General features: G+C 48.5%; 16 protein-coding genes. 2 read left to right on the forward strand and 14 right to left on the reverse strand.

The genetic code is table 11. The features are described 5' to 3' along the window. Nucleotides 1-137 precede the first annotated feature (137 nt). From AC53GJ_RS17530 to dusA, 6 genes are all read right to left on the reverse strand, one after another. Nucleotides 138-872, reverse strand: coding sequence for a TIGR04219 family outer membrane beta-barrel protein (locus AC53GJ_RS17530; protein WP_496729637.1), 735 nt, complete (start codon nucleotides 870-872; stop codon nucleotides 138-140). Between the two features lie 3 nt (nucleotides 873-875). Next, nucleotides 876-1853, reverse strand: coding sequence for a DUF2333 family protein (locus AC53GJ_RS17535; protein WP_496729639.1), 978 nt, complete (start codon nucleotides 1851-1853; stop codon nucleotides 876-878). Between the two features lie 10 nt (nucleotides 1854-1863). Continuing rightward, nucleotides 1864-2298, reverse strand: coding sequence for a copper chaperone PCu(A)C (locus AC53GJ_RS17540; protein WP_496729640.1), 435 nt, complete (start codon nucleotides 2296-2298; stop codon nucleotides 1864-1866). Nucleotides 2299-2351: 53 nt separating this feature from the next. Next, a complete protein-coding gene (locus AC53GJ_RS17545) occupies nucleotides 2352-2558 on the reverse strand; it encodes a PspC domain-containing protein (protein ID WP_496729642.1) in 207 nt (68 codons plus the stop codon). A gap of 407 nt (nucleotides 2559-2965) precedes the next feature. Next, entirely contained in the window at nucleotides 2966-3247 is a 282-nt protein-coding gene (locus AC53GJ_RS17550) for a hypothetical protein (RefSeq protein WP_496729644.1), read from the reverse strand. A 182-nt stretch (nucleotides 3248-3429) separates the two neighbouring features. Continuing rightward, nucleotides 3430-4362 (reverse strand): tRNA dihydrouridine(20/20a) synthase DusA, encoded by a 933-nt coding sequence (gene dusA, locus AC53GJ_RS17555; RefSeq protein ID WP_496732812.1) that lies wholly within the window; start codon nucleotides 4360-4362, stop codon nucleotides 3430-3432. 324 nt (nucleotides 4363-4686) lie between these two features. Here dusA and AC53GJ_RS17560 point away from each other — a divergent pair, with 324 nt between their 5' ends. Together AC53GJ_RS17560 and AC53GJ_RS17565 are read left to right on the forward strand one after the other, a co-directional pair. Beyond that, complete coding sequence (locus AC53GJ_RS17560; RefSeq protein ID WP_496729646.1) at nucleotides 4687-5142, forward strand: transcriptional repressor; 456 nt, start codon at nucleotides 4687-4689, stop codon at nucleotides 5140-5142. A 168-nt stretch (nucleotides 5143-5310) separates the two neighbouring features. Beyond that, complete coding sequence (locus AC53GJ_RS17565; protein ID WP_496729648.1) at nucleotides 5311-5781, forward strand: chemotaxis protein CheX; 471 nt, start codon at nucleotides 5311-5313, stop codon at nucleotides 5779-5781. A gap of 98 nt (nucleotides 5782-5879) precedes the next feature. Here the strand turns inward: AC53GJ_RS17565 and alr are convergent, their stop codons facing one another. The 8 genes from alr to rnr all read right to left on the reverse strand — a co-directional run bounded on the left by alr (nucleotide 5880) and on the right by rnr (nucleotide 13519). Then, complete coding sequence (alr, locus tag AC53GJ_RS17570; RefSeq protein WP_496729650.1) at nucleotides 5880-6959, reverse strand: alanine racemase; 1080 nt, start codon at nucleotides 6957-6959, stop codon at nucleotides 5880-5882. Next, complete coding sequence (gene dnaB, locus AC53GJ_RS17575) at nucleotides 6959-8308, reverse strand: replicative DNA helicase (protein WP_496732813.1); 1350 nt, start codon at nucleotides 8306-8308, stop codon at nucleotides 6959-6961. The genes alr and dnaB overlap by 1 nt, the downstream gene beginning before the upstream one ends. Before the next feature lie 276 nt (nucleotides 8309-8584). Further along, nucleotides 8585-9037: a 50S ribosomal protein L9 gene (gene rplI / locus AC53GJ_RS17580; protein ID WP_496729651.1), complete on the reverse strand. Its 453-nt coding sequence runs from the start codon at nucleotides 9035-9037 to the stop codon at nucleotides 8585-8587. A gap of 33 nt (nucleotides 9038-9070) precedes the next feature. Then, a complete protein-coding gene (gene rpsR / locus AC53GJ_RS17585) occupies nucleotides 9071-9298 on the reverse strand; it encodes a 30S ribosomal protein S18 (RefSeq protein WP_031568572.1) in 228 nt (75 codons plus the stop codon). 10 nt (nucleotides 9299-9308) lie between these two features. Next, nucleotides 9309-9611: a primosomal replication protein N gene (gene priB / locus AC53GJ_RS17590; RefSeq protein WP_068060630.1), complete on the reverse strand. Its 303-nt coding sequence runs from the start codon at nucleotides 9609-9611 to the stop codon at nucleotides 9309-9311. Between the two features lie 6 nt (nucleotides 9612-9617). Continuing rightward, nucleotides 9618-9995 (reverse strand): 30S ribosomal protein S6, encoded by a 378-nt coding sequence (gene rpsF / locus AC53GJ_RS17595; protein ID WP_496729653.1) that lies wholly within the window; start codon nucleotides 9993-9995, stop codon nucleotides 9618-9620. A gap of 229 nt (nucleotides 9996-10224) precedes the next feature. Then, nucleotides 10225-10965: a 23S rRNA (guanosine(2251)-2'-O)-methyltransferase RlmB gene (rlmB, locus tag AC53GJ_RS17600; RefSeq protein WP_496729655.1), complete on the reverse strand. Its 741-nt coding sequence runs from the start codon at nucleotides 10963-10965 to the stop codon at nucleotides 10225-10227. A 145-nt stretch (nucleotides 10966-11110) separates the two neighbouring features. Next, complete coding sequence (rnr, locus tag AC53GJ_RS17605) at nucleotides 11111-13519, reverse strand: ribonuclease R (RefSeq protein ID WP_496729656.1); 2409 nt, start codon at nucleotides 13517-13519, stop codon at nucleotides 11111-11113. Nucleotides 13520-13584: the final 65 nt, after the last annotated feature.

Consider the following 13584-nt stretch of genomic DNA (forward strand, 5'->3'; position numbering starts at 1 on the left):
GTAACAAACCAGTCCATTCGGGTCGTTCACTATAAGGGTGCAGCCATTGAACTACAAGGTGTTACAGCTTGCAAACAGATTCGTCATATTCAACACAGAACCTGCCACTGCAGCAGCAGGCTCTGGGCACTATTTCGTTAGAAATCCAGTTCAAAAGCGGCAAAAACGCCATCCTGAGTGGAATGCAGATCCATGCCGTCTTCGTTATTTAAATCTAGATCCAAGCGCTGCAATCCCAATTTCAAAAACAGATTAAAAGCTGGTAAATCAACAAATTGGTATGCCAAACCAACTCGCGCATCGTACACAGTGTTATCGCTGTAATCGCCATAGTTCCCATCAAAGAAAATACTGGTCTGCGTACCCAGAATATTTACATGGCCTTTGGCATGTAACATTGGCACCGGCGTCGTGACTTTGCGCGATGTCGTGTTCCAGGTGGTCTCGGTCCGCAACCAACGCGTTGTTACACCCAGATCCAAGCTTAACACCGGATTATCTAATAATTCGTAATATAAAGTAGCATCTGTGTAATCCACCGTCAGTTGATTGCGAATGGCACTTTGAGCGGGAAAAGTGGTGCCAGCTAAAGCACTATTACCAACCAGCACAGTATTGCCAACATGTTCTGACCATTGTTGCCGCACCGCAATATTTGGCAGTAACGGTAACGGGTGTTCAAAGGCAGCATACAAAGCCCGACGACTGTCATCGTCAAAGTTTAAGGCTTGACTGACACCGCGATTCCCTGCCCGCCCCTCTGCACTACCCTGCCAAAATTCTGCACCGGCGGTAAAACCAATGATATCAGCCTGAACTGCGGTGTAAGGGAATAGTAATAAGCCACAGATGGCTATGCCGAAAGTCTTCATTCGTTATCCTTGTGCTAAAAGTTCTGTTAAATCAATCAGGGCCGCGTTTGCTCTGGAAATATAATTCGCCATCACCAGCGAGTGATTGGCCAGCAAGCCAAAACCACTGCCATTGAGTACCATTGGGCTCCAGACCGTTTGCTGCGTTGCTTCCAGCTCACGAATAATTTGCTGCACGCTGACGCTGGCATTTTTCCGCGCCAACACCTCAGCGAAATCGACTTCAATCGCTTTGAGAAAATGCAGTAAGGCCCAGGCCGCACCACGTGCTTCATAAAATTCGTCATCAATCTTCCACCAACTGGTTTTTAACATAAATTCAGCAGGTGAATAGGTTGATTGCCGGGCTTGCGCATCCCCAGCCAGATCGGTATTGAGCCGGTCTTGGCCCACGCTGGCACTCAGGCGCTGGCTATAACTACCAAGCCGTTTTTCAATCGCTTTTAACCAGTCACGTAAATTATCCGCTCGGGCATAAAATTGATGATCCCTATTGTCTGGGTCCAGCAATGCCAGTTGATATGAGCGTAATAAACGCAACGCTTCGGTATATTCAGCTTCTGCCGCCGGCACAGCCCAGTTCCGGTGATCGATATTCAGTTTGGGTTGTGCCAGTTTTAAAAACGAATTTTCCACCGATTGCGATTGTGAGCGACTCAGATCTTTGCGCATTGCCAGTGCTAAATCGCGCACCATTTCCAGAGCGCCCAGCTCCCAGGCCGGCATATTATCCAGCAAACTAAAGGGCGGCAACACATCATTGGCAATATAACCACCTGGTTTATGCAATAAAGTGTCAATCACATGAATTAATGCATATGTGGTGGTGTAGCCTGTCACAGGTTTGGCTGGCAGCGCTTGCTGTTGTGCCAGCGCTACGACGTCAAATGGTTCAGGCTCAACGCTGATCCAGACCGCAAGACCGTAGCAAACAGCACCTGTCAGCGCCATGATTGCCAGGCCCAGTTTGAATTTTTGCATGCTCGCTCCGTTATTGTTTAGGAATGCGGGTCACCACAGCAGAAATAGTCACCACTTCTCCTGAGGCAAGTTGGATGTCCAGTGGCACTTGCCGGCCCAGCTCAAGCTGCTGCGAAGGCCGGAATAACATCAGATGCAAGCCGCCAGGCTGCAAATGCACAGTGGCTCCAGGCGCAACTTCAATTTGCTTAATTTGCTCCATTCGCATCATGCCATCGACCATCCGATGTTGATGCAACTCAGTTTTAGCAAACCAACTGCTACTGGCTGCTACGATCTGCACCGGCTGTGATGTTGGATTGGTCACCGTAAAATAGCCTGCACTGACAGTTTTGCCAGGCAGGGGTTGCCGCACAGTGGCATTGTCGATGATCAAGTTGCTGGCCGCACAGGCCAAACCGGCTGGCAGACTGCAGAGTAGAAATAAGAATGTTGGCAGGCGCATGGTCATCTCCTTTGCATAAAATAACATCATCTTACACCAAAGCCTGCCAGCTGTCAGAACCTGCGTCTGGCTGGCAGGATCAAGGCAGCTGCAATATATGCCAGTAATGTCAGGCCGGGTAAGGTGAACAGCAACAGCACTGCCAGCAGACGCACCAACCATTTAGGTTGTTGATAGTATGCCGCCAGACCAGCACAAACACCGGCCATAGCCCGATTTGATTTATCCAGAAACCAGCCGTTTGAATGTATATCACGCATAGATCACCTTCCTGTTAAGTTAACCAAAATGTCAGAGTTAACTAAGTACAATCAAAAGCCATGCCAGAAAGAAAAAACATTAAGTAACTGAATAATAACAATATTTATGGAGTGAGTTTGCGATGAGTCGTCACTTTCGAACTTAATGCTAATTTTTAGTCAATTTAGCTAAAAACAGGTCAGACTCGATAAACTAAGCGGAATAAACAAAAGAGGGGCTGGTATCATCGATAGATTGGCGGTTGTGTTCACAACAGATAAAAAAAAACCCGGTACTGCTAAGACCGGGTTGGACAAGGAATTTCAGTGGGAGGCAACAACCATAACCAGCAGCCCCAGAACCCAAACACGCTGCAAACTGGCAATAAAAACAACCCTAATAATGTCATCAGTGTCAGCAGCATCTTTTACTCCGGCAATACAACAGTATCAGTTGGCGCTTTTGTGACTGCAGGCTGCACGGCGACCTCAACATCAGCGGTATTGACTTGCATCAGCGGCAGCTGAAATTGTTGCAATGATGCTTTGACTGATTGAGTTAATTGTTGTGTTAACTCTGACTGGATTTGCTCCAGTTGCTGCGTCACGATTTGATTGGCCAACGTGGCTAATTCAGTGTCGACCACAGCATGTGAAGTGGCAGTAAAAAACAGACCTGACAGTAAAACAGCAGTAGTTAAAGATTTCATGATAGTGTCCTTGTTGGTTGCAATGAAACGACAAACTGTTATTTCAATTGCTGTGCCAACAAAAAAACAATCATTAAATTATTGATTTATATGAAAATATTAGATTTAAATTATTCTTCTCATATTTCATGTAATCACGCTAAAACCAATTTTTAGCGTGATTGACTATTTTTTGGTGTAAATTATTCAGGTACTTTGGCCAGCGCCGCCAGCATCACTTCCGGGCCGCTACTGGCATGATGGCCGATTTCACTCAAATGACGACGCCACAATCTGGCGCCCGCCACCCCCTGAAATATCCCCAGCATATGCCGGGCTATATGCCAAAAACGGGCACCTTGTGTCATTTGTTGTTCGATATAAGGCAGCATCTCGCGTACAACCTGATGGCCGGTTAAAACAGCACGGTCGTCACCATAAATGGCCGCATCAATTTGATTGAGCAACAATGGGTTGGTATAGGCTTCCCGCCCGACCATCACCCCATCCACATGCTGCAGATGCGTCAGACATTGCTCGACTGTTTTAATACCCCCGTTGATACTGATCTGGAGCTCAGGAAAATCCTGTTTCAACTGATACACCCGTGGATAATCCAACGGCGGGATTTCACGATTTTCTTTTGGACTCAGCCCCTGCAACCAGGCTTTACGGGCATGAATAATAAAATCCTGGCAACCGGCGTCGGCAATAGTCCCGACAAAATCCAGTAAAAACTGATAACTGTCTTGTTCATCAATACCAATCCGGCTTTTAACTGTGATAGGAATATCAACCACTTGCTGCATCCGATCCACACATTCCGCCACCAGCTTCGGCTGCGCCATCAGACAAGCGCCAAACATGCCATTTTGCACCCGATCAGAGGGACAACCTACATTGATATTGATAGCGTCATAGCCACGTTGCTGACACATCAGGGCACTTTTGACCATCGCTTCTGGATCCGAACCGCCCAACTGCACGACCACTGGGTGCTCTTCTTCATTAAAAGCCAGATAATCACCATGGCCATAGATCAGCGCCCCAGTGGTGACCATTTCAGTGTACAGCACCGCATGTCGACTGAGTTTGCGATGAAAATAACGGCAGTGACGATCCGTCCAATCCAGCATAGGGGCTATGGAGAAACGGTGATCCAGTGCAGGCCGCGATTTATCAGCGTTCCCGCTTGATTTTACTGGGTTTTTATCAGGTTGTTTCTCAGTCATTTTCAGCTATTTCCACTCGTTTCTACAGGGTACCTGTCGTAAGCAACAGGTTATTTAGCGTCGATTATACCATTGTCGAAAAAGAGCCCGGCGCTAATTTCCCTGCGAAATTTACACTGCAGGCTTTTTCTGCTCAGATGCGATTTTAAATTCCAATTTCGGCAGCTTCCGGCTTGGCTTTTGTGTGATACACTGACAAAGTTTCTGACTGGGAAGGTTATTTTTTTTATGTCTATTGAGTCGCTGGTGCTGCGTGCCCGTCGTATTTGTGAACACAACGGTGCCCGTTTTACATCTATCCGGGAAAAAGTGTTCCGTTTATTAGCAGGCACTCAGTCTGGAGTAGGCGCTTATGAATTGCTGGAACAGCTGAAACAGACCGAACCTGCAGCTAAACCTGCCACCATTTATCGTGCGCTGGACTTTTTAACCGAACAAGGTTTTATTCATAAAATTGAATCCAGTAACGCATTTTTGTTATGTCATCATTTTGAACATCATCACCCGGCGCAATTATTGATTTGTCAGCAATGTGGTCATGTTGAAGAATTGCATTCCAAACTGTTGCAAGAAGAATTTATCAGTCTGGCCGTTGCCGAAGGCTTTGCCATTCAGCAGCAAACCATCGAAGCCAGAGGGATTTGCCGGCGTTGTACAGCCAATGGGTCAGTTACTGCAGGTTAAAATGTAGTTTTTTTCCTGCTAATTTACCTTCAGATGACAATTAACAACGATATGTTGTGGAAACTATCTCAAAAACAAAGAGCTAGACTTGTTTATTCTTAAAAATCTGCCTAACCTTAGGTTCATGGCCAGCACAAGCAACGCTAATTTATTCAATGGGTCTATTAAATGAATGTTGAGTACGTAAATCCATTTTTGTCGTCTTTGGTCAATGTCCTTGGTACCATGGCGAATACGACGATAGTCCCTGGTCAACCCAGAATTAAAAAAGATGAAGTCGCCCGCGGTGACGTTTCTGGTTTGATTGGGATGATTGGGCCACAGACCAAAGGTTCTTTTTCTGTTACTTTTGAAGAATCACTGGCGCTGGAAATCATGTTCAGGATGCTGGGCGAGCGGCCGAAATCAATTAACGAAGAAGTCACTGATATGGTTGGTGAAATTACCAATATGGTGACTGGTGGTGCGAAACGGATCCTTGGTGAAAAAGGTTACGAATTCAGCATGGCAACCCCAGTGGTTGTCTCAGGAAAAGGCCATACCATCACGCATAAATGTGATGGCCCGAAAATTCTGATGCCTTTTGATTCTGACTTCGGCAAAGTTCATATTGAAGTGAGTTTTGATAACGCTAAATAATCAGTGTGTTAAGTAGTTGGCAGTGCCGCTACCCACATAACAAAAAGCCGGCTTCTGCCGGCTTTTTGTTATGTGCTAATTTTCCGTGGTGCAAGCATTTAGTCAGTTACGTAGCGCAACTGCACCCGACTGGTAATATTACACAGCAGTTCATAAGGAATGGTCTGCACCAGCTCGGCAATTTCCTCTACCGGCAACGCTTCGCCCCATAACACCACAGCATCACCCACCTGCACCTGCTGTTGGCCGATATCCACCATGGTCATATCCATCGATACCCGACCGACAATCGGCAACCGCTGGCCGTTGATCAACACTGGCGTGCCGCTGGGCGCATTGCGCGGATAACCATCACCATACCCAATGGCAACCACAGCCAGGCTGGTATCTGCTGGGGCTGTCCAACTGGCACCATAACCCACCGCATCACCTTTTTTTACTTGCCGTACGGCGATAACAGAGCTGCTAAAGGTCATCACGGATCGTAAGCCATGCTGGGCTGAACGACCAGCCAACATTGGCGATACACCATACAGCGCCAGTCCAGGCCGGATCCAATCACCATGACTTTGTGGCCACGCCAGTACACCGGCAGAATTGGCAATCGACAATTCCGCGTCACAGCCCTGAATAAGTTCATTAAACAACGCCAGTTGCTGTTGGGTTGCCGGATTATCCGGCTCATCCGCACAAGCAAAGTGCGTCATCAATCGCAGCGGCTTTAATACTTTAGGACTTGCCATCAACTGCTGATAAATATCGTGAAACTCTGCTGGATAAATGCCCAGCCGGTGCATTCCACTGTCAATTTTCAGCCAGACATGCACCGGTGCCTCCAGTTCAGCTGCCAATAAAGCGTCCACCTGTGAGCGATGATGCACCACCACCTGTAAGTTGGACGCAACAATTTGTGGCAATTCATCCGGATGGAAAAAGCCTTCCAACAGCACTATGGGTTTGACAATACCCCCGGCACGCAACATTAAAGCTTCGTCAATCCGCGCCACACCAAAAGCACCAGCGGCTTTGAGCTGCTCGGCCACGGCAAGTAACCCATGGCCATACGCATTGGCTTTCAGCACAGCCAGCACCTTACTCTGCGGTGCTATGCTGCGAATATGGTTAAAATTGTGCTGTAGCGCATCAATATTAATTTGCGCTATAGGCCGACGACTCATCAGTATTCATCCTCAAACCGGGCGGTACCGGCATAATTATCAAATCTGGAATAACGACCATGGAAAGTCAGTCGTACCCTACCAATAGGGCCATTCCGCTGTTTACCGATAATAACTTCGGCGGTGCCTTTATCCGGGCTGTCTTCGTGATAAACCTCATCCCGATAGATAAACATAATTAAATCGGCATCCTGTTCGATAGAACCTGATTCCCGTAAGTCAGAGTTAACCGGGCGCTTATCTGCCCGTTGTTCCAACGAGCGGTTCAGCTGTGACAGTGCGACCACTGGTACTTTCAGCTCTTTGGCTAAAGCTTTCAGCGAGCGGGAAATTTCAGCAATTTCTAAGGTTCGGTTTTCGGAAAGACCTGGTACCGTCATCAATTGCAGGTAATCGACCATAATCATTGACAGTCCACCGTGCTCACGGGCAATGCGGCGGGCGCGCGAACGAACTTCGGTTGGGGTTAAACCGGAAGCATCGTCGATATACATCTTGCCTTTACTGTTCAAAAGCTCGATGGCTGAGGACAACCGCGCCCAGTCTTCATCATCCAACTGGCCGGTCCGGACTTTGGTTTGGTCAATCCGACCTAAAGACGCCAGCATCCTCATCATGATTTGCTCAGAGGGCATCTCCAGACTGAAAATAAGCACCGGCTTATCGCTACTCATCGCCGCATGCTCACACAAGTTCATCGCAAAGGTGGTTTTACCCATCGATGGACGGGCCGCCACGATAATCAAATCTGACGGTTGCATACCGTTGGTCATTTTATCTAAATCTGTGTAGCCGGTAGAGACGCCGGTTAAGCCGCCAGCGCTGGGGTTTCGAAATAATGCATCAATTTTATCAATGGTTTTGGCCAGAATACTGTGAATAGCTTCCGGGCCTTCATTGGCATTGGCGCGTTGTTCTGCAATTTTAAACACTTTGGTTTCGGCAAAATCCAGCAGCTGGGCACTGTCGCGACCTTGCGGATCGTAACCGGCATCGGCAATATCATGCGCCACAGCTATCATATCGCGCACCACCGCGCGTTCCCGCACAATGTCGGCATAAGCGAGAATATTAGCTGCGCTTGGGGTATTTTTGGCAATTTCGCCAAGGTAAGCAAAACCACCAACATCATCCAATTGCTGATTACGCTCCAGCCATTCGGATACTGTGATCAAGTCAATCGGCTGGTTGGCTTCAGCAATACTGGTCATCGCCTGGAAAATATATTTATGTGAACGCAGATAGAAGTCATGCTCGACCACTTTTTCGGCCACCCGATCCCAAGCGTTGTTATCCAGCATCAAGCCACCCAACACCGATTGTTCAGCCTCAATCGAGTGCGGTGGCATTTTTACGGCAGCAACCTGGCTGTCAGTCTGATACTTATCTTTCTGATATTTATCTTTCGAGAATCGTTCTTTTGGATTTGCCATAACACCGGATTTATTGCTTGGCGTCAGCCAGAATAGCCAACCCCAGAAAAGTACTTCAGTTGCGCCATAGCCTAGCATTTTTCCGAAAACAACGCAGTCGGAAAATGAGGAAGTCGGTAGAATTTTATTGATGAAACAGCTGAGGAGTTGGAAAGTTCAGGCACAGTGCTGACGCACTGTGCCTGAGCGCAATTAAGCTTCTGCTACCACAACCAATTTGATGGTTGCAGTCACTTCAGCGTGTAATTGCAGGTCGATGTCGAAAGAACCAGTGTCACGCAGCGTGCCATTTGGTAATTTAACTTCGGCCTTGGTTACAGCTACACCGGCTTCAGTGATCGCATCAGCGATGTCACGAGTACCGATAGAACCGAACAGTTTGCCTTCGTCGCCCGCTTTAGCAGCGATAGTGACTTCAGCCAGTTCAGCTACTTTAGCTGCGCGCTCTTGCGCGGCGTTCAAGTTAGCAACCAGTTTGGCTTCTAACTCAGCACGACGTGCTTCGAATTTTTCCAGGTTAGCTTTGGTCGCTGGAACTGCTTTTCCTTGTGGGAATAAGAAGTTACGGGCATAACCAGATTTAACAACTACTTTGTCGCCTAAACCACCAAGGTTAGCAACTTTATCCAACAGAATGATATCCATTGTTTAATCCTCTCAGTATCGGTTGAACCAGGCTTATGCGTGTGAATCGCTGTACGGCAGCAGAGCCAGGTAGCGGGCGCGTTTGATGGCGCGAGCTAATTGACGCTGATACTTAGCGCTGGTACCAGTGATACGGCTAGGAACAATTTTGCCACTTTCAGTGACATAATTTTTTAAAGTAGCGGTATCTTTGTAGTCGATCTCTTGCACGCCTTCGGCAGAGAAACGGCAGAATTTACGGCGACGGAAATAACGAGCCATGAACTTTCTCCTAACTTAAAATTTCAATTCGTTGGGCATGGAGGACAAGCTTGGCCTGACCACTCGGGCTCTGATGACGGTTTAAAAAGCCAGTCACCCGAACCACACTACCCTGCATCAAATTGTGAGTTTGTCTGCACAACTCACCGGCTACCACGACCTGAAGTCTGACGTAACTGGCTCTGTTGTATCCGGCTTCCTGCTGCATCGACTTGTGTTCAAGTGACAAATGCATGTGCGGGATACCGGCTGGACTTTCGCTTCGGTCAGGTTGGCGGCAAATGACGCCAGTGATGACCAGGCAGTTGTCCATCAGCAATTACTCGTCGTTTGCAACCTGCTCGTCAGAATCACGAGGAGCACGTTCACGACGTTCGTCACGTACCTTGGCCATTGGTGATGGCTCAGTCACAGCACTGTTAGTGCGCATGATCAGGTTACGCAGAACTGCGTCGTTGAAACGGAAGTTAGTTTCCAGTTCATCGATCACTGCTTGTGGCGCTTCAACGTTCATCAGAACATAGTGAGCTTTGTGCAGTTTTTCGATTGGGTAAGCCAGTTGACGACGGCCCCAGTCTTCCAGACGGTGGATAGAACCACCCGCTTCTTTAATCGCACCTGTATAACGTTCGATCATACCTGGTACTTGTTCACTCTGATCCGGGTGAACCATAAACACGATTTCGTAATGACGCATGGTAGCTCCTTACGGTTAGTTAGCCTCGGGTGAGCTCGACCAGACTCGCATAGAGGCAAGGAACGTTAGTTGAACGGTCGAAGGGTGCGTATTCTACGGACTTGATGCGGTAAAAACAAGCAGAGAATCGGTTTTTACGCAGATAACTGTGCTGAGCCGTCATGGCAAAAATCAGCACAATTCCGTGGCTTACCGCTGCAGCTTGCGAGTTTCTGCCAGCAATTTTGTGTTACTTCGGCTGACGCTGCCGCACGGCCTCGTATAGACAAATGCCGGTGGCGACTGACACATTGAGACTCGACACTGCGCCAAACATTGGAATCTTCACCAGGGAATCACAAGATTCTTTGGTTAAACGACGTAAACCATCGCCTTCAGCGCCCATTGCTAATGCAATCGGACCGGTAAACTCAGCCTGATAAATGGTGGTTTCGGTTTCACCGGCAGCCCCAAGCACCCAAACACCAGCTTCTTGTAACTCACGGATAGTGCGGGCCAAATTGGTGACATTGATAAAAGGCACTGATTCGGCAGCGCCACAAGCGACTTTACGCACCACAGCCGTCAGTTTCACCGAGCGGTCTTTCGGTGCAATCACCGCGTGCACACCCGCGGCATCGGCTGAGCGTAAAATAGCGCCTAAGTTATGTGGATCGGTAATGCCGTCTAAAATCAATAAAAATGGCGCAGCTTCGCGCTCAACAATCCGGGCTAAATCGGATTCATCACCGGCATCATGTAACCGGGCTTTGGCTACTACGCCCTGATGCTGAGCACCATTGACTTTATCATCCAGCGTTTTGCGATTACAAAACTGCACCGACACACCGGCTTTACGCGCCAGTTGGATCACCGGTTGCATCCGCTGATCTTCCCTGTCTTTGAGCACAAATAACTCCAGCACATCTTCCGGTGCTCTTTCCATAAAAGCGCTGACGGCGTGGATCCCAAAAACGTAATCTGTGCTCATACTTTGTTCCTGCTGTGACTGCAACTCTGTGCAGTGAAATAAAAAACTAACGCCAGACACGGCTGGCGTTAGTTGAAATGCTGATGATGCGTCGTTACTGCCGCTTAGTTTAACAAATCAGCGGCGCAACGTCATGGCTTGCGGCTTATTTGCGTTTACGCGGCGCTTTTGGTTTGCCTGCGCCAGCTTTAGCCGGCGCTTTGCTACCAGTCTTGGTTGCGGCTTTACTTTTGCTACCACTGCGCCCCACTTTGGTTTTACCTGGTCTGGCGGTTGGATCAGCCATAGCTTTACCTTTTTTCTGGCTAAAGCCTTTGGCCGGTTTTTCCGCCTCAGTCCCAACTTTCGTCTGAGCAGAGGCCATTCTTTTGCCCTGGTGTTTCACAGTTCCCACAATCCCCAAGTCGATTTTGCGCGCTTCCAGATTCACTGCCAGCACCTTCACCGCGATCAGATCACCCATCCGGTAACTCTGGTTGCTGTGTTCACCGAGCAATACCTGCCGCTGCACATCAAAGTGGTAATAATCGTTCGGTAATGAAGTGACATGCACCAGACCTTCGATATAGAGATCGGTCAAGCGCACAAATAAGCCAAAGGTGGTCACAGTCGAAACCACCCCGGCAAATTCAGCGCCGATATGGTCTTGCATGTATTCACACTTCAGCCAGTCAGACACTTCGCGGGTGGCATCATCAGCCCGACGTTCGGTCATCGAACATTGTTCACCCAAAGGCACCATCTGTTCCGGCGTGTAAGCACGGGCGCCAGTACTGTGTTCACCTTGCTTTTTCAGCAAGGATTTAATCACCCGGTGTAACAACAAATCAGGATAACGGCGGATCGGCGAGGTAAAATGCGCATAAGCTTCAAGCGCCAGACCAAAATGGCCGAGATTTTCCGGCTGATACACCGCTTGTTTCATCGACCGCAGCATGGTGGTTTCAATCAGTTCGCGATCCGGTCTGTCCTGCAGCTTTTGCAACAGATGCATCAGCTCCAGCGGCGTCGGTTCTTGCGGCAGATCAGCACTGATGCCAAGCTCCAGCAAAAAGCGTTTAAAGTTGGCAAAACGGTCAGCATCAGGTTGTTCATGCACCCGGTATAACGCCGCAGCCTCGGCCTTCTCAACCAGCTGCGCTGAGGCGACGTTGGCTAAAATCATACATTCTTCAATGATTTTATGCGCTTCGTTGCGATGTACCGGCACAATTTGCTCAATCTTGCGATGGCTATTAAAGATAAACCGTGTTTCCACAGTTTCAAATTCAATGGCACCACGCTGGCCACGGACTTTCGCCATTTGCCGATATAACGAATAAAGGTTATCTAAATTCGTCAGGGTCTCGGCATACTGCTGGCGCAACTCGACATCGCCTTGCAACATTGCATGCACTTTGTTGTAAGTGAGCCGCGCTTTCGAATGCATCACGGCTTCATAAAACTTAGAGCTGCCCAATTTGCCATCGGCGCTGATATGCATTTCCGCCACAAAGCACAAACGATCAGTATGCGGATTCAGCGAGCACAAACCATTGGACAAAATCTCAGGCAACATCGGCACCACATGGTCCGGAAAATACACTGAGTTGCCACGTTCCAGCGCTTCGCGATCCAGCGGGGTGTCTGGTAACACATAAGCGGTGACATCGGCAATGGCGACCCACAAATGCCAGCCACCATCGTCTTTGCGTTCGCAATAGACGGCATCGTCAAAATCACGGGCATCTTCCCCATCGATGGTCAATAAACCTAGTGCGGTTAAATCGACCCGGCCAGCTTTGGCTTCGGCTGGCACTTCAGCGCCATACCCTGCCACTTGCTGCTCGACCGCTGCAGAAAAGGTGTGCGGAATATTGTGGTTACGGATCGCAACTTCAATTTCCATGCCCGGCGCCATATGTTCGCCCAGCACTTCAATGACTTTACCGACGGCATTCACCCGCTTGGATGGCCGTTGTGTCACTTCTGCCAGCACAATTTGACCATGACGGGCGGCACCCTCTTCGCCAGCAGGAATGACAATATCCTGGGTGATACGCGGATCTTCAGGGACTACCACTGCCAAGGCGAAATCTTTAAAATAACGGCCAACAATAGGTTCAGTTCTTGGCGTCAGCACCCGGACGATGCGCGCTTCAATTTTATCTTTGCCTTTAATTTCGCCAGCACTGGCCAGCACCACATCACCTGGTAACAGGCGCTGCATGTCAAAATTCTGGATATACCAATCAGGTCCACCTTGTTCCAGCTTCAAAAAGCCAAAACCATCACGGTGACCAAGCACTGTCCCTTTCACCAAATCTAAGTCATCGACCAGACCATAACGTTTGGTCTTGGTGAATAATAACTGCCCATCCCGTTCCATCGCACGTAAACGTTTTTTCAATGCAAACAGCTGATCTTCGCCTTCAATCTTTAATTCTGTGGCTAATTCGTCGAAGTAGGCGGGTTGCTGGCGCTGCTTGATGTGCTCGAGGATAAATTCGCGACTTGGGATAGGGTTTTCATATTTTTCTTGCTCACGCGCAAGATGCGGATCTTTGATCGTCATGGATTCTCTTCATTACTAAAACTGCAGCAAGTGTAACAGGGCGGCGGCATTTTTTCACTGTTGCT

This window comes from Rheinheimera sp. B2H12 (genome assembly GCF_059620065.1).